This window comes from Pseudonocardia zijingensis (assembly GCF_042657305.1).
Classification (GTDB): Bacteria; Actinomycetota; Actinomycetes; order Mycobacteriales; family Pseudonocardiaceae; genus Pseudonocardia; species Pseudonocardia zijingensis.
On the sequence record NZ_JBHSKO010000030.1, the window covers coordinates 25,262 to 41,188 of the forward strand.

The following is a 15,927-nucleotide window of genomic DNA, read 5'->3' on the forward strand; positions in this document are numbered from 1 at the left end:
CTCGAACCTAGTGTCGAAGCACGTTCATGGTGCGATCTTCACGACTGGCTCATGACGGGTCGACCTTGCTTCCTGGTGTGCCGGACCCGGGTGTCTCCCGAGCCCCGTTCGTACCCGCGGCCCCGATGTGGGCTCGCACCGGCGCGGGGTCCAGCGGCCCCGCGACACGGAGTGCCCGCGGGAACGCCGAGCGCCGCTCGGCACGGTCCAGACATTCCTGGGCGAGGTGCAGCCACGCACCACGCCCGGGGAGCCTGCGCCGCAGGTCCGGGATCAGTACCCCGTCCACCGCGACAACCCTCAACAGACCGTCGGCCACATCCCGGCGCCGACATCCGACGCACGTCCGGACTGGTCCCGCGGTGGATCGGTGATCCGGTGCGGAGGCCGGTCGTGCAGGGGCCGGACCCGGGGGGTGGGCCGGTGTGGAGTGTAGCGCAGCACCTGCGCCCGCTCCTCTCTCGCTGACGGCTCGACGACTCAATGATCTCTCAGCCGACCGACTCCGTCTCGGGCGCGTCGATGGCCCCACGGGGGTCCGCGTCGCTGCGGATGTCGATGCGCCAACCTGTGAGCCGGGCCGCCAACCGGGCGTTCTGTCCTTCCTTGCCGATGGCGAGCGACAGCTGGAAGTCGGGCACCACGACCCGCGCGGTCTTCGTGCGCGCGTCCAGGACAGTGACCGAAACCACCTTCGACGGCGAGAGCGCGTTGCCGACGAACGTGGCCGGATCCTCGGACCAGTCGATGATGTCTATCTTCTCCCCGGCCAGCTCGCTCATCACGCCCCGCACCCGGGCCCCCACGGGACCGATGCAGGCGCCCTTCGGGTTGACCCCGGGCACGGTGGACCGCACCGCGATCTTGGACCGGTGGCCGGCTTCCCGCGCCACCGCGACGATCTCCACGGACCCGTCGACGATCTCGGGCACCTCGAGCGCGAAGAGCTTGCGCACGAGGTTGGGATGTGTCCGGCTCAACGTGATCTGCGTCCCGCGCATTCCCCGGCTCACACCCACGACGTAGCAGCGGATCCGCTCACCGTGCTCGTAACGCTCGCCCGGCACCTGCTCGGCCTGCGGCAGCACGCCCTCCGTGCCGCCCTGCAGCTGCACGATCACCACACCGCGGGCGTTGGCACGGGCGTCGCGCTGGATGACGCCGGCGACGACCTCACCCTCCTTGGCGGCGAACTCGCCGTACGTCCGCTCGTGCTCGGCGTCGCGCAGCCGCTGCACGATCACCTGGCGCGCGGTGGTGGCGGCGATCCGGCCGAAACCCTCGGGGGTGTCGTCCCACTCGGTGTCGACCGTGCCGTCCGGGCCCAGCTCCTGGGCGAGCACCCGCACCGCACCCGTCTTGCGGTCGATGTCGATCCGCGCGTGCGGCTGGTGGCCCTCGGTGTGCTTGTACGCGGTGAGCAGCGCGGTCTCGATGGCCTCCAGCACCGTCTCGAACGGGATGTCCTTCTCGCGCTCGATGGTGCGCAGCGCCGCGATGTCGACGTTCACGCCGTCCCCTCCTCTTGCAGCAGCGCCACCTCGTGCTCCGGCGGAGGCCGGAACTCCACCTGCACGCCCGCGTGGTCCACGTCGGCGTAGCGCACCTCGCGCAGCCGCCCGTCGACCAGCACCGTGACGGCCTCCTCGCCGGCGGCACCGACGCGACCGGTGAACTGCGTGCCGTCGTGCAGCCGCACCGCCACCTGGCGCAGGTGCGCCCGCCGCCAGTGCCGCTGCCCCGTGAGGGGGCGGTCGACACCGGGCGAGGTGACCTCCAGCGTGTAGGACCCCCCGATGAGGTGCTCGCGGCGGTCGAGCTCGGCCGAGATCGCCCGCGAGACCGCCGCGATGTCGTCCAGGCCCACACCCGAATCGGAGTCGACCACCACCTTGACGGTGTGGCGGCGGCCCGCGGCCCGGACGTCGAGCTGGTCGAGCTCGAACCCGGCGTCCGCGACGATGGGCGCCAGCACGCCACGCAGCTCACCGGCCTGCGGACCGGTTGCCTGCGTGGGGCGGGGGGAGGGCATCGCGTCTACTCCTACGAACGGGGTGGGTCTGTCAGGGTATCGCGCCGCCTGTCGGACTCCTGCAGGCCGTTACCGCCCGTGCACCCCCCGGCACCCGGCCGGGCTCAGGGGCGGCCTGGCAGGATGACCGCCCGGCGAGCGCGGCGGCGAAGGAGACCGCGCACGGGTCGAGGAGAAGTCGTGCCAGGAGCGTTGAGCCGGCGCCGCGTGCTCGCCGGACTGCTGCTCCTGCCACCCGCCGTGGCCGGCTGCGCGCTCGGTTCGTCCGCCCCGGACGGGCCCGACCCCCTCATCGCCCTCGCCGACGCCGCCCGCGCCGACGCGGCGCTCGCCGCCGCCGCGATCGCCGCCGACCGCGACCTCGCCACCGCCCTCCAGCCGCTCGTCGACGCCCGCACCCAGCACGCCGCGGCACTCGACGCCGAGGTCGCCCGGCTCGACCCGGACCGGCCCACCCCGTCCCCCGCTCCCCCGCCCGCCGGGCGCCCAGGCCGCACCGAGGTGCAGCGCGCCGTGCTCGCGTCGGGGCGGGCCGCGGGCGAGGTGGCACTCGGCCTGCCCGCCGAGCGCGTCGGGCTCGTCGCCGCCGTGGCCGCCTGCTGCAACACCTACGCGGAGGTGCTCGCGTGACCACCGCGAACCCCCGGATCGACGACACCGCCGTCGCCGCCCTGCAGAACGCGCTCGCCGCCGAGCACGCCGCCATCTGGTGCTACGCGCTCGCCGTCGCGTTCCTGTCCGGCGCCGACGCCACCCGCGCCCGCGAGGACGAGGAGGCGCACCGGGAGCTGCGCAGCCAGGTCGAGGAGACCCTCACCCAGCTGGGAGCCCCAGCGGTGTCCGCGCAGCCCGCCTACGCCACGCCCGGCCCCGTCACCGACTCGGAGTCGGCGGCCCGGGTCGCGGTGGTGGCCGAGACCGACGCGCTCGCCGCCTGGTGCTCGGTGCTCGAACGCACCCGCGACCGCGCCCTGCGCCAGGCCGCCCTCGACACCATGGGCGCCGGCACCCTCCGCTGCGCCCGCTGGCGCCTGGCCGTCGGCGAGCCGCCGGCCATCCCGGTGTTCCCCGGCCGCTCCTGACCCGCGGGCCGGCTCAGGCGCGCCCGAGGCGCACACCACGGTCGCGGGGGCAGCCGCCAGGTACTGCTCGAACGTGATGATTCATCCGAACAGCGCCCCATGGCCCCCGGGACGGCCCTGAGGCCCCACTCGGAAGGATCACCGGCAACCGCCCAAGATCAGCAGCACACCCGTGCCCCTCGGCCTGAGAAGGGCGGCCTCCCGCAACGCCCACACCCGAGCCGCACCCCACAGTCGTCGAGACAGCCGCGACGTGCTGCTCGGGGGTGGTGATCGAACCCAGCACCGCTACAGCTCCCACGCGCAAGCAGCGGGGCGGCGGTGCAGGCCGATGATCGCGCCGAACCGCACACAGAGGCCTCAGGACCAGCCGCCTGGTACTGCTCGAGCCTGAAGATCCATCCGAACAACGCGCCAGTGCCCCCCGCACGGCCCTGACGCACTACTCGGAAGGATCACCGGCAGCCGCCCACGATCAGCAACACACGCGTACTTCTCGGGCTGCACGAGGGCGGCCTCCACCCCACGCCCCACACTCGAGGCGCACACGACGGTTCATGGGCGACCGCGAGGTACTTCTCGGACCCGATGATCCATCCCAACAGCACCCCACCGCCCCCGAGACGACCCTGACGCACTACTCGGAAGGATCACCGGCAGCCGCCCACGATCAGCAGCACACGCGCACTTCTCGGGCCGCAGAAGGGCGGCCTCCCGCCGCACCCGCACCCGCACCCCAGCCTCACACCACAGTCGCCGAGGCAACCGCCATGTACTCCTCGGACCTGAAGATCCATCCGAACAGCGCCTCAGCGCCCCCGGGAAGGCCCCCACGCACCACTCGGAAGGATCGTCGGCCGCCGACCGAGATCAGCAGCACACCCCAGTCACCATCGCGACCGTCCGGTACTCCTCGAGATGGAGGCGGGCGAACTCGGCCTGGCGCCGCGCCCGGAGCCGCACAACACGGCGCTGAGACAGCCGCGGAGCAGCAGGAGGTGGATCCGGCCCGACGCTCGCACCGAGGTGCACACCACAGCTGCCGGGGCAGCCGCGAGGTACTTCTCGAACCCGATGATCCATCCGAGCAGCGCCTCAGCGCCCCCGGGACGGCCCTGACGCACCACTCGGAAGGATCACCGGCAGCCGCCCACGATCAGCAGCACACGTGTACTTCTCGGGTGGCACGAGGGTGCCTCCCGCCGCGCCCGCACCCGAGCCGCACACGACGGTTGATACGGGAGCTCCGAGGTACTGCTGGGCCGGGGCAGGCGGGGCCTCAGGGGGTGAGGGCGTCCAGAGCGCGGGCGACGTCGGCCTCGGTGTTGTAGAGGTGGAAGGCCAGCCGGGCGGCGCCGGCCCTCGCCGCGCTCACGACGCCCGCGGCCGCCAGCCGCTCGCCGGCGCCGTCGCGGGTGACGGACACGATCGCGGAGCCGGCGGGCTCCATCCCGAGCCCCGCGCGGAAGGAATCGGCGAGCCCCACGCAGTGGGTGTGCACCGCGGACCGGTCGAGGCCGGCGAGCCACGGCAGCGCCACCGCGGCCCCGACGTGGCAGTACCAGGCGGGTGAGGTGTCGAGCCGCCGCGCGTCGGGCGCGAGGGTCATCGGCAGGCCGTAGATCTGCGCCCAGCGGTCGGCGCCCGCGAACCACCCCGCCGCCACGGGGGTGGCGGCCAGCTCGGGCCCCACCGCCATCCAGGCGACGCCGCGCGGGCTGAGCAGCCACTTGTACCCGGCGGCGACCACCGCGTCGGCCCAGGAGAGGTCGGCGTCGAGCCAGCCGAGGGACTGCGTGGCGTCGAGCAGCACCCGGGTGCCGCTGCCCCGGGCCGCACGCAGGCCGTCCAGGTCGACGAGCCGCCCGTCCGCGGACTGCACGACGCTCACGGCCACGAGGTCGAACTCCGCCGCGCGCGGGCCCACCTGGGCGAGGTCGACCTCGGTGACCGTGACGCCGCGGTCGGCCTGCGCCGCGAACGGCCACGTCACGCTCGTGAACTCGCCACCCGCCACGAGCACCCGGGCGCCGGCGGGCAGGGCGGCGGCGACCAGCCCGACGAGTGCGGACACGGCAGGCCCGGTCGCGACCCGGTCGGCGCCGAGGCCCACGAGGGCGGCGAACCCCGCCCGGGCCCGCTCGACGTACTCGTCGTACTCCCCGGCCCGGCCGGCGCCGGAGCGCCAGCCCGCGACCGCCGCCGCCACCGCCTCGCCCGCGGACGCGGAGGGGATGCCGATGCTCGCGGTGTTCAGGTAGCCGTCGGGGACGTCGAACCTCTCTCCGAATGATTGGCGCACGCGGGGAACACTACGGGCGTGGACAGCCAGCTGATCGAGATCCGGACGGGCGGCCGCGAGGCCGTCGTCGACCTCACCGGCGAGATCGCCGCCTTCCTGCGCTCCGTGGGTGCCCGTGACGGCCTGCTCAACGTCTGGGTCCCGCACGCCACGGCGGGGCTCGCGGTGATCGAGACGGGCGCCGGGAGCGACGACGACCTCCTCACCGCGCTGCGCGATCTGCTCCCCGCCGACGACCGCTGGACGCACCGCCACGGCAGCCCCGGGCACGGCCGCGACCACGTGCTGCCCGCGCTCGTGGCGCCGTCGATGTCCGTGCCGGTGCTGGACGGGAGCACGGCGCTGGGCACGTGGCAGTCGGTGTGCCTCGTCGACACCAACGGCGACAACCCGGTGCGCTCGGTTCGCCTGTCCTACCTCCCCGGCTGACCGCGCCGCTACCCGCGGCGGAGGTCGGCGAGGCGGTCGGCGACGTCCGCGGCCGTGCGGAGCCGCGCGGTGCCCTCGGCCGTGCAGTCGCGCACGAGCGCGGCGTCCCCCGGGGCGAGGCCGGGATGGATCTGCGGGCCGGCGGAGCGCAGCTCGCGGATGGCGCCGAGCGGGTGGCCCGGCAGCTCCCCGTAGAGGCCCACGCCGGCGAGCACCCGGTGGACGGTGGCGCCCAGCGCCCACACCTCGGTGCGCCGCGACGGCTCCGCACCCGAAAGCAGGTCCGGGTCGCGGAACTCCAGCACGCCGCCGCGGCCGGTGCCCGGCACGACCGCGCCGGGCGTCAGCACCCGGGTGAGGTCCGGCTCTGCCAGCCGCCCGCCGAGCGGGCCGCCCGGTTCCTCGACGAGCATGACGTTGCCGGGGTGGATGCCGCCGTGCACGATGCCGGCCTCGTGCAGGTCGTGGGCGCCGCGGGCGGCCTGTTCGAGCGCGATGAGCGCCTCCGCCCGGCTCGGCGGGGACACGAGGGAGCCGAGCGGGAAGTGCTCCATGGCGTAGGCGAAGTTCTCGCCGAGCACCGCGTCGAACACCCCCGCGACGAACGGGGAGCGGGCGGCCGCCACGGCGCGCAGCTCCCGCACGGCCCGGTCGAACGCGGGCTCGCTCACCCGCTCGGCGAACACCTTGACGACGACCTTGACGTCGACGCCGGGCGCACCGGACCCCGACGGCGGCCGCGCGAGGTAGCAGCGGGCGCGCGGCCCCTCACCGAGCAGGCCGAGCACCTCGAAGTCGGAGAGCGACGCGGGAACGAGCGTCGGGGTCGCGTCCAAACCCGGCGACCTCCTCTGGCTAGCGCGCCCCGTTCGGGGCCTCGAACTGGAAGCTGCGGCCCCCGATCCGCACCCGGGTTCCCGGCACCAGCAGATGGGTCTCCCCGGCGGGAAGCTGCGTCCACCCCTGCTCCCCCGGCGGCGAGACGAACGTGCCGTTGCGCGAGCCGACGTCGACGAGCAACGCCTCCCACCCGTTCACGACGATCTGCGCGTGGACGCGCGACACGGCCCCGGAGGAGTCCTCCAGGGCGAGCGAGCGCAGCGCGCCCGACGCGACTCGCGGGTCGGCCTCCGGCATCCGCCCCATGAGGTACTCGGCGTCGACGGTGTAGGTGGCTCCGTCGTCGAACACGAGCAGGCCGACGGGCGGGCGGGCACCGGGCTCCTCCACCGCGTTCTCGACGGCGAGCCCGCCCGTGGGGGCGCCGTCGTCGAGGGACTCGCGTTCCGGCTCGTCGGGTGCGGCACCGAGGATCCGCTCGGATCGCAGCGCGGTGGTGCGCGGGGTGTCGGGGTCGGTGTCGGCGAGCGGGTGGGCCGGCTCGGCGGGCGCCACCGCGTCCTGGGTGGGGACGCCCAGGCGGGGGGTGCCGTCGCTCGCACCGTCGTCGTCGCCGTCGGGCAGGGCCGGGACCGGTTCCAGCAGGGGTCCGGAGGCGATCCGGGTCTCCTCCACCGCGGAGGTGCCGGAGTCCTGGCCGAACGACGCGGCGCCGAAGTCGTCGGACCCGCGCTCGTCGGCGGCCTCGGGGTGCTCGGGCTGCTCGGCCGGGGCGGCCTCGGCGGCGGGGGCGCCGGACGAATCCTCGTCGGGCAGCCGGTGCCTGCGCCTGCGCCGCTCGGATGGCCCGATCGCGCTCAGCCCGGCCTCCGTGCCACCGTCGGTGGCGAACCAGCCCTCGATCCGGTCGGGACGGCCGGCGTCGTGGCCGCGGTCGTCGCTCCACGGGCTGCGGTCCGGGTCCTGCGCGGGGGCGTCCGGCGCGCCGAGCAGGTCGTAGGCGGCGCCGTTGACCGAGCCGTTGGCGGCGCCGTTCACGGTGCCGTTCGACATGCCGTTCGACATGCCGTTGGGGCTGCCGTTCGCGAGGCCGTGGGGGGCGCCGTTCGCGGTGCCGTTCACCCCGCCGTTCACCGAGCCGTTCACCGAGCCGTTGACCGACCCGTTCACCGGGCCGTTCAGCGGGCCGTTGACGGGGTGGTCGTCCGCGATCCCCTGCTCCGACGGCTCCGGCTCGCGCAGCTCCTCGGGGCGCTCGGGATGGGTGTCGGCCGGGTCGGGCTCGGCCGGGCGGGCGTTCTGGTCGGAATTGCTGCCGGAGACGCGGTCGAGGTCGTCGACCGAACCGCGCCGCGGCACCCACCCGCGGTGGGCGACCCCGTTCGACCCGGACGGCACGGGCCGCAGGTGAGCGCGGCCGGAGGACCGCCCGGAACCGGAGTCGCCGGGGTGGTAGTCCTCGAGCGCGCCGAGGCTCCCACCCCGCGATGACATGCCGTTGCCGGAGTTCTCGCCCGGGTAGAGGTCGGCGGGCGCGGCCGGCGCGGGCTCGGCGTCCCACTGCCGCTCGGTGTCGGCGACGTCGGACCACCGCGGTTCGGGCCTACGGGCGCGCGCGGCCTCCTCCCCCCGGTCGACCGAGCCGTGGTCGCCGCCCGGGACGAGCACGGCACCCGCGCCGGGCACGATGCCGCCGCGCAGGTCGTGCACCCCGTCGACGAGGCCGGGCGGGATGGGGCCGCCCTCCAGCGCCAGCACGACGGGGGCGTCGGGGCGCGGGATGAGCCGGTCGGTCCACGCCACCGACTGGGCGCCCGAGAGCGCCACCTGCCGGTCCGGCACGACCAGCCCGACGGAGCCGTAGAGGAACACCGCCCACTGTTCCCCGCGCTGCCCGCCACCGGATCGCGGGTCACCGCCGGTGACGGCGACGGTGCCGAAGCGCAGGCCCTCACCGGGCGCGTCGGCCCCGCCCAGCCACATCGCGAGCCTGCGTGCGAGCGCCCGGCCGGGCTCGGGGCCCGACGCGGCGGCGCACACGTCGAGGAGCTGGCGCAGCACGTGCCGGTCGGCGCACTCGGCGACGCAGACGACGCCGGGCCAGCGCCCCACGACACCGGCACCGGGCACGACTGCGGCGCGCAGCGCGTCGAAGTCCACTGGGTCTACCTCCCCCGCGGCGGCCGCGGGCGGACCGGCGGGGCGGCCAGTCCGCCACCGGCCAGGTGACGGTCACGGTCGTGCATCACTTCTGTCGATCGACGGGAACGGTACGGGGCGCGTGATCCACGGTTGCCGCCGCACCACCGTCGTCGCAGGTGGTGACGGTACGAGTCCGGTGGGTGACCGGGCTCGTCCCACGATTGCACCGGCCCAGTCGACCACGAACGGGTGATACCCGACCAGACCGGTCGCCGCTCACGAGGTGCAGGTCAGCGCGCGCCGGTGAGTGCGACGAGGTGATCGACCGCGGTCTCGACCGCGATCTCCTGCCGTTCACCGCTGCGGCGGTCCTTCACCTCCACCACACCGTTCGCCAGACCCCGTCCGACCACGACGATGGTCGGTACACCGATCAGCTCGGCGTCGGCGAACTTGACGCCCGGTGTCGCCTTGCGGTCGTCGAGGAGAACGCGCACGCCCGCGGCGTCGAGGTCGGCGGCGAGCCGCTCCGCCCCGGCGGCGATCTCCTCGGTCTTGCCCGCGATGACGACGTGGACGTCGGCGGGGGCGACGCGGCGCGGCCAGATGAGGCCCGACTCGTCGTGGCTCTGCTCGGCGATCACGCCGACCAGCCGGGAGACGCCGATGCCGTAGGAGCCCATCGTGATCCGCACCGGCTTGCCGTCGGAGCCGAGCGCGTCGAGCCCGAGTGCGTCGGCGTACTTGCGGCCGAGCTGGAAGACGTGGCCGATCTCGATGCCGCGGGCGGCCTCGAGCGGACCGGAGCCGTCGGGCGCGGGGTCGCCCTCGCGCACCTCGGCGGCCTCGATCGTGCCGTCGGGGGTGAAGTCGCGCCCACACACGAGGTCGACGACGTGGTGGTCGGGCTTGTCGGCGCCGGTGACCCAGGCCGTGCCGGTGACGACGCGCGGGTCGACGAGGTAGCGCACCCCGTTGGCGGCCAGCGCTGCCGGGCCGATGTAGCCCTTGACGAGGAACGGGTTGTTCGCGAAGTCGGCCTCGTCGAGCAGGGCGACCTCGGCGGGCTCGAGCGCCGCCTCCAGCCGCTTCATGTCGACCTCGCGGTCGCCCGGCACGCCCACTCCGAGCAGCGTCCACTCGTCCGCGCCCGGGAGCCTGGTCTTGACCAGCACGTTCTTGAGCGTGTCGGCGGCGGTGAAGGTGCGGCCGAGCCCGGCCTTCTCGTTGAGGAAGTCGACGAGCGACTCGATCGTGGGGGTGTCGGGCGTGTGGTGCGCCTGCGCCGGGGGCAGCCCCTCGATCGGCCGCGCGGGCGGTGGGGTGGTGGTGACCGCCTCGACGTTGGCCGCGTAGCCGCCCGCGCTGCGCACGTAGGTGTCCTCCCCGGTGGGTGCCACCGCGAGGAACTCCTCGGACGCCGAGCCGCCCATGGCACCGGAGGTGGCCTTGACCACCACGTACTCCAGCCCGAGCCGGTCGAAGATGCGCACGTAGGCGTCGCGGTGCAGCCGGTAGGACTGCTCGAGCCCCTCGTCGGTGAGGTCGAAGGAGTACGAGTCCTTCATGAGGAACTCGCGGCCGCGCAGGATGCCGGCGCGGGGGCGCGCCTCGTCCCGGTACTTGTTCTGGATCTGGTAGAGGATCACCGGGTAGTCCTTGTAGGACGAGTACTCGCCCTTGACCACCTGCGTGAACAGCTCCTCGTGGGTGGGCCCGAGCAGGTAGTCGGCACCCTTGCGGTCCTTGAGGCGGAACAGCAGCGGGCCGTACTCGGTCCACCGCCCGGTGGCCTCGTAGGGCTCGCGGGGCAGCAGCGCGGGGAAGTGGATCTCCTGGGCGCCGATGGCGTCCATCTCCTCGCGCACGATCCGCTCGATGTTGCGCAGCACCCGCAGACCCAGCGGCAGCCAGGTGTAGATCCCCGGCGCGGTGCGACGGACGTAGCCGGCGCGGACGAGCAGCTTGTGGCTCGGTACCTCCGCGTCGGCCGGGTCCTCGCGCAGGGTCCGCAGGAACAGCGACGACATCCGGGTCAACACCCGGGAAAGGGTAGCGACGCCCCGCAGGCACCCTCCCGCCGGTCGGCGCGCCGCCCAGCCGTGATCGCCGGCCGTGATCGCACCGTGTCCGGCCACTGCGTAGTCCGACGGATCCGCCCGCGCCCGCGCGGCGGCACCGTGGCTGCCATGACCAACGCGACGACGAACGCGACGACGGCACCGGCGATGGCCCCGCGGACCCTCCCGGACGCAGCCGGGCTCGCCGCCGCCACGCCTCCCGACCGGGACCGCTACGCCGATCTGCTGCGCCTGTTCTCCATCGGCATGGTGGTGCTCGGGCACTGGGTGGTCGCGCTGCTCACGGTGCACGGTGCGGGCGCGGTCACCTCGTCGCTGCCGCTGATGCTGTCGACCTGGGTCTGGCAGGTGATGGCGCTGTTCTTCTTCGTCGGCGGGTTCGCGCACGCCCGCGCGCTGCGCCACCGCCCGCCCGCAGCCGAGTTCGTCCGGGCGCGGGTGGCGCGGCTGCTGCCCCCGGTGCTGGTGCTGCTGGCCGTCTGGACGGCGCTGGCGGCGCTGATGCACGCCGGCGGCCTCACCGCGGGCGAGTTCGCCGTCGGCCTGCAGCTGGTCACGGTGCCGCTGTGGTTCCTCGGGGTGTACCTGGTGATCGTGCTGGCGGCCCCGGCCACCGCGGCGCTGCACCGCCGGTTCGGGCTGTGGCCGGTGCTCGGTGCGTTCGCGGTGGCGGTGGCCTGCGTCGACGTGCTCGCGCGCGGCCTGGACGTGCCGCCGGCCGGGTACGCGAACCTGCTGCTCGTGTGGCCCGCGGTGCACCAGCTGGGGTACGGCTACGCCGACGGCACCCTGCAGCGGGGCGGCCGCAGGCTCGCCGCGGTGCTCGCGGGCGGCGGGCTCGCCGCCACCGCGCTGCTGGTCTTCGGCCCGTTCGGCTACCCGGTGCTGATGGTGGGCCTGCCCGGCAACGAGGCGTCGAACGCGGCGCCGCCCACCCTCGCGCTGCTCGCGCAGAGCCTCTTCCTGGTGGGCGCCGCGCTGCTGCTGCGCCCGGCGGGCAACGCGCTGGTGGCGCGGCCGCGGGCCTGGTACGCGGTGGCGGTGGGCAGCTCGGTGATCATGACCGTGTACTGCTGGCACCTCACCGCCTGCTACGCGGTGCAGGGCGTGCTGCTCGCGCTCGGCGTCCGGCTGCCCGCGCCCGACACCGCATGGTGGTTCGCCGCGCTGGCGGGCTGGCTGGTCGGGTGCTCGCTCGCGCTCGTCGCGCTCGTGGCGCTCTTCCGCCGGTTCGAGCGGCCCTACGGCGCCTTCGCGCGTGGCACGGTCCGGCCCTCGGCCGTGGTGGCCGGCACGCTCGCGGCGGCCGCAGGGCTCTACGCGGTGGCCGAGGCCGGACTCGACGTTCCCGCCGCCGCGGCGCTGCCGCTGGCCCTCGTGGCCGCCGGGACCTGGGCCCTGCGCGGCTGAGACCAGGCGAGCATCAGCCCAGCAGGTGCGCGTTCGGCGTGCGGGCCGCGGCGGCGAGCTCCGGCAGCTCCACCACCTCGACCCCGCCCGCCCGCAGCAGCTCGGCCCCCTCGCCGTCGACGAACACCCCCGGCTCCCGCCAGGCGAACACCACGCGCTCCACGCCGGCGGCGAGGATCAGCTCGCTGCACGTCCGGGGCCGCGACGCGCGGGCGCTGCACGGCTCGAGCGAGCTGTAGACGGTGGTGCCGGGCGGGGCCTGCCAGCCCGGCCCGAGGTCGGCGAGCGCCGACTCCTCCGCGTGGTCGTGCGGGTCCCGCCGCCGCGACCAGCCCTCGGCGAGCACGGTGCCGTCGGCGTCGACGACGAGTGCGCCCACCGAGAACGCGGTGAGCGACGGCGGGCAGCGCCGCGCGAGCTCCACCGCGCGCGCGAGCAGCGCCCGGTCGTCACGCATCGGCCGCACCGAGCAGGTAGCGCAGCAGCACGAGGTCGCCCATCGGGCGGGCCTCGGCCAGGCGCATCCGGCGGGAGGTGCCGTGCGGGAAGCGCCCCGGCCGGACGAACCGCGGCGCCTGCTCGTCGCCCACGAAGAACGGGGCGATCACGAGCTGGATCTCGTCCACCACGCCCGCGGTGAGGAACAGCGTGTGCATCGCGGTGCCGCCCTCCACCATGAGCCGGGCGACGCCCCGGCCGGCGAGGTCGGCGAGCACCCGCGGCAGGTCCAGCGGGTCGCCCGCGTCCACGACCTCGGCGGCGGCCCCGACCGACCGCCGCGCCGCGGCCACGCCCGGGGACGCCGCGTAGACGAGCTTCGCCCCGGGACCGGTGGTGAAGAACCGCGCCGCCGGGTCCAGGTCGCCCGAGCCGGTGATCGCGACCTTCACCGGGGACGCGGGCCGGCCCGCCGCCACGCGCGCGGCCCGCCGTTCCTCGGACCGGACGTTGAGGCGCGGGTCGTCGCGGCGCAGCGTGGTGGCGCCCACCAGGATCGCGTCGACGCCCGCCCGCTCCGCGTCCACCCGGTCGAGGTCGGCGGCATCCGACAGCAGCAGCGGCTCCGGGCCCGCGTCGTCGATGTGGCCGTCCACCGACATCGCGACGGACAGCAGCACGTAGGGGCGTCCGGGCACGCGGAGATCCTCCCCCATGCCGGCGGACGCGGCGTGGCCGCTCCTGTCGGACGTGCTCGCTAGCGTCAGCGCCATGGCACTCTCGATCGGCATGGTCACCGTCGACTGCGCAGACCCGAAGGCGCTCTCCGGGTTCTGGGCGGCGGCGCTCGACACCGAGGTCCTGCAGAACTACGAGGACGCGTTCATCATGCTGGCGCCGAGCCCGCGGGGCGGGCCGGCGCTGGCCTTCCAGCTGGTGCCCGAGCCGCGCTCGGGCAAGAACCGGCTGCACCTCGACCTCGGTGCACCCGTCGGCGAGCGGCAGGCCGAGGTGGAGCGCCTCGTCGCGCTCGGGGCCACCGTGCTCGGGGAGCGCGGCGACCCGTCGGTCTTCACCTGGACCACGCTCACCGACCCGGAGGGCAACGAGTTCTGCGTCGGGGAGCAGGAGGGATCACCCCTCGAGTAGCTCCGTCACGAGCGCGCCCACCGCGTCGGCCTCGATGAGGAAGCCGTCGTGCCCGTAGGGCGAGTCCACCACGCGCAACGGGGCCGCACCCGGGATGCCCGCCGCGAGCCGGGCCTGCTGCTCGAGCGGGTAGAGCCGGTCGGAGCTCACGCCGGCCACGAGCGTGCGGGCCCGTACCCGGGCGAGCCCGGCCTCCACCCCGCCGCGGTCGCGGCCCACGTCGTGGGCGTTCATCAGCTCCGTCAGCCGCACGTAGGACATGGCGTCGAACCGGCGCACCAGCTTGTTGGCGTGGTGGTCCAGGTAGGACTCCACCGCGTACCGGCCGCCCCGGAACGGGTCCTCGCCGTCCTGGGCGTCGCGCCCGAAGCGCTCGCCCAGCTCGAAGGAGCTGCGGTAGCTCAGGTGGGCGATGCGCCGGGCCACGCCGAGACCCTGGTGCGGGCCCCGGCCGGGCGGGGCGTCGTGGTAGTCGCCCCCGTTCCAGCCGGGATCGGCGCGGATCGCGGCCAGCTGCGGGGCGGCCCAGCCGATCTGGTCGGCCGTGGTGGCGGCGGGTGAGGCCAGCAGGCACAGGCGCGCGACGCGGTCGGGGTCGGCGGCCGCCCACTCGAGCGCCCGCATCCCGCCCATGGAGCCGCCGATCACGAGCGCCCAGGCGTCCACGCCCAGCTCGTCGGCGAGCACCGTCTCGGCCGCCACCGCGTCGCGGGCCGTGACGAGCGGGAAGCGGCTGCCCCACGGCCTGCCGTCCGGGGCGGGCGAGGCCGGGCCGGTGCTGCCCTGGCAGCCGCCCACGACGTTGGGCGCCACCACGAACCAGCGCGCCGGGTCGAGCGGGCGCCCGGGCCCGATCAGCGGGTCCCACCAGCCCGCGGTGGGGTGACCCGGCTCCGCCGGGCCGCTCACGTGACTGTCACCGGTGAGCGCGTGCAGCACCAGCACGGCGTTGGAGGCGTCGGCGTTCAGCGTGCCCCACGTCTCGTACGCGATCCGCACTCCCGGCAGCGTGCCCCCGGCCTCCAGCCGCAGCGGCTCCGGCAGCTCGACCCAGCGCCTGCGCCCCGGGGGATCGCCCTCGCGCCACGCCCCGGTGGCGGGCGGGAGTTCCGTGTCGAGTGCGGTCACGGGCCCACCAGCACGACGATTTCGAGCCCGACCACGACGGCGACGGTAATCGGCCGCTCGCCGGGGGCACAACATAGGCTCCCCCACGTGCTCGTCCTGCTTCCCCCGTCGGAGACCAAACGCGACGGTGGCGACGGCCCGCCGCTGCGCCTCGACGCGCTGTCGCACCCCGCGCTCGGCGGCGTGCGCAAGGAGCTCGTCGACGAGCTCGTCGAGCTGGCCGCCGACCCCGCCGCCTCCCGGTCCGCGCTCGGTCTCTCCGCGGCGCAGGACGCCGAGATCGCGCGCAACGCGGCGTTGTGGACCTCCCCCACGATGCCCGCCCTGCACCGCTACACGGGTGTGCTCTACGACGCGCTCGACGCCGGATCGCTGCGCGGTGCGGGCGCGGCGCGGGCGCGCGAGCGGCTCGCCGTCGGATCGGCGCTCTTCGGGCTGTTGCGGGCGGACGACCCGGTGCCGGCCTACCGCCTGTCCGCCGGGTCGGCGCTCCCCTCGGGCGGCACCCTCGCGTCCCGGTGGAAGCCGGTGCTGGAGCCCGAGCTGGGCGCCGTCGCCGCCACGGACCTGGTGGTCGACCTGCGCTCGGGCTCGTACGCCTCGCTCGGCCGGGTGCCGGGCGCGGTCACGGTCACCGTGCTGGCCGAGCGGCCGGACGGCAGCCGCAGCGTGGTGAGCCACTTCAACAAGGCCCACAAGGGCAGGCTCGCCCGCGTGCTGGCCACCACGCGTGCCGAGCCGCGCGACGCCGCCGGCGTGGCGGCGATCGCCCGCCGGGCCGGCATGCGCGTGGAGCGCAAGGCCGACGCCCTGGAGATCGTGCTGCCCGCCTGAGCGAAAAGGCGTTGCGGCCCGTGCGCGGCTGCGGCAACCTGCTGCCGGGCCGGGGAGTCC

At 75.2% G+C, this 15,927-nt stretch carries 16 protein-coding genes; 6 read left to right on the forward strand and 10 right to left on the reverse strand.

What is annotated here, in order from left to right:
* Positions 1 to 49 precede the first annotated feature (49 nt).
* Genes ACFPL3_RS36490 through rimP form a run of 3 tightly spaced genes read right to left on the reverse strand, consistent with a single transcriptional unit; the run spans position 50 to position 2,032 of the window.
* Positions 50 to 532 (reverse strand): YlxR family protein, encoded by a 483-nt coding sequence (locus ACFPL3_RS36490; protein WP_343945307.1) that lies wholly within the window; start codon positions 530 to 532, stop codon positions 50 to 52.
* The gene (gene nusA, locus ACFPL3_RS36495; RefSeq protein ID WP_343945308.1) at positions 492 to 1,511 is read right to left on the reverse strand and encodes a transcription termination factor NusA; all 1,020 of its coding nucleotides are present in this window, start codon (positions 1,509 to 1,511) and stop codon (positions 492 to 494) included. Before nusA ends, ACFPL3_RS36490 begins: the two co-directional genes overlap by 41 nt.
* Positions 1,508 to 2,032, reverse strand: coding sequence for a ribosome maturation factor RimP (gene rimP, locus ACFPL3_RS36500; RefSeq protein WP_343945309.1), 525 nt, complete (start codon positions 2,030 to 2,032; stop codon positions 1,508 to 1,510). Before rimP ends, nusA begins: the two co-directional genes overlap by 4 nt.
* A 180-nt stretch (positions 2,033 to 2,212) precedes the next feature.
* Between rimP and ACFPL3_RS36505 the strand changes: the two genes are divergently transcribed.
* Positions 2,213 to 2,662: a hypothetical protein gene (locus ACFPL3_RS36505; RefSeq protein ID WP_379590464.1), complete on the forward strand. Its 450-nt coding sequence runs from the start codon at positions 2,213 to 2,215 to the stop codon at positions 2,660 to 2,662.
* Entirely contained in the window at positions 2,659 to 3,114 is a 456-nt protein-coding gene (locus ACFPL3_RS36510; protein WP_343945983.1) for a ferritin-like domain-containing protein, read from the forward strand. Before ACFPL3_RS36505 ends, ACFPL3_RS36510 begins: the two co-directional genes overlap by 4 nt.
* A 1,279-nt stretch (positions 3,115 to 4,393) precedes the next feature.
* On the opposite strand, the gene ACFPL3_RS36515 is transcribed toward ACFPL3_RS36510, so the two are convergent.
* On the reverse strand, positions 4,394 to 5,416 hold the full coding sequence (locus ACFPL3_RS36515; protein ID WP_343945982.1) for an aminotransferase class V-fold PLP-dependent enzyme: 1,023 nt from the start codon (positions 5,414 to 5,416) through the stop codon (positions 4,394 to 4,396).
* A gap of 18 nt (positions 5,417 to 5,434) precedes the next feature.
* On the opposite strand from ACFPL3_RS36515, the gene ACFPL3_RS36520 reads away from it, so the two are divergent.
* Positions 5,435 to 5,845, forward strand: coding sequence for a secondary thiamine-phosphate synthase enzyme YjbQ (locus ACFPL3_RS36520; RefSeq protein WP_343945981.1), 411 nt, complete (start codon positions 5,435 to 5,437; stop codon positions 5,843 to 5,845).
* 8 nt (positions 5,846 to 5,853) lie between these two features.
* On the opposite strand, the gene ACFPL3_RS36525 is transcribed toward ACFPL3_RS36520, so the two are convergent.
* From ACFPL3_RS36525 to ACFPL3_RS36535, 3 genes are all read right to left on the reverse strand, one after another.
* Positions 5,854 to 6,681, reverse strand: coding sequence for a protein kinase domain-containing protein (locus ACFPL3_RS36525; RefSeq protein WP_343945980.1), 828 nt, complete (start codon positions 6,679 to 6,681; stop codon positions 5,854 to 5,856).
* 19 nt (positions 6,682 to 6,700) lie between these two features.
* The gene (locus tag ACFPL3_RS36530) at positions 6,701 to 8,845 is read right to left on the reverse strand and encodes an FHA domain-containing protein (protein ID WP_343945979.1); all 2,145 of its coding nucleotides are present in this window, start codon (positions 8,843 to 8,845) and stop codon (positions 6,701 to 6,703) included.
* A 272-nt stretch (positions 8,846 to 9,117) separates the two neighbouring features.
* Entirely contained in the window at positions 9,118 to 10,869 is a 1,752-nt protein-coding gene (locus tag ACFPL3_RS36535) for a proline--tRNA ligase (protein WP_343945978.1), read from the reverse strand.
* A 147-nt stretch (positions 10,870 to 11,016) separates the two neighbouring features.
* Between ACFPL3_RS36535 and ACFPL3_RS36540 the strand changes: the two genes are divergently transcribed.
* A complete protein-coding gene (locus ACFPL3_RS36540; protein ID WP_343945977.1) occupies positions 11,017 to 12,318 on the forward strand; it encodes an acyltransferase family protein in 1,302 nt (433 codons plus the stop codon).
* Between the two features lie 13 nt (positions 12,319 to 12,331).
* Here the strand turns inward: ACFPL3_RS36540 and ACFPL3_RS36545 are convergent, their stop codons facing one another.
* Positions 12,332 to 12,775 carry a cytidine/deoxycytidylate deaminase family protein gene (locus ACFPL3_RS36545; protein ID WP_343945976.1) on the reverse strand — a complete coding sequence of 148 codons (444 nt, stop codon included), beginning with the start codon at positions 12,773 to 12,775 and terminating at the stop codon, positions 12,332 to 12,334.
* Positions 12,768 to 13,454, reverse strand: coding sequence for a RibD family protein (locus ACFPL3_RS36550; RefSeq protein WP_343945975.1), 687 nt, complete (start codon positions 13,452 to 13,454; stop codon positions 12,768 to 12,770). Before ACFPL3_RS36550 ends, ACFPL3_RS36545 begins: the two co-directional genes overlap by 8 nt.
* Before the next feature lie 73 nt (positions 13,455 to 13,527).
* Between ACFPL3_RS36550 and ACFPL3_RS36555 the strand changes: the two genes are divergently transcribed.
* The gene (locus tag ACFPL3_RS36555) at positions 13,528 to 13,905 is read left to right on the forward strand and encodes a VOC family protein (protein ID WP_343945974.1); all 378 of its coding nucleotides are present in this window, start codon (positions 13,528 to 13,530) and stop codon (positions 13,903 to 13,905) included.
* Here ACFPL3_RS36555 and metX read toward each other — a convergent pair.
* Positions 13,891 to 15,033: a homoserine O-acetyltransferase MetX gene (gene metX / locus ACFPL3_RS36560; RefSeq protein ID WP_343945973.1), complete on the reverse strand. Its 1,143-nt coding sequence runs from the start codon at positions 15,031 to 15,033 to the stop codon at positions 13,891 to 13,893. The genes ACFPL3_RS36555 and metX overlap by 15 nt on opposite strands.
* Before the next feature lie 87 nt (positions 15,034 to 15,120).
* Between metX and yaaA the strand changes: the two genes are divergently transcribed.
* Positions 15,121 to 15,867 (forward strand): peroxide stress protein YaaA, encoded by a 747-nt coding sequence (yaaA, locus tag ACFPL3_RS36565; protein WP_343945971.1) that lies wholly within the window; start codon positions 15,121 to 15,123, stop codon positions 15,865 to 15,867.
* Positions 15,868 to 15,927 lie beyond the last annotated feature (60 nt).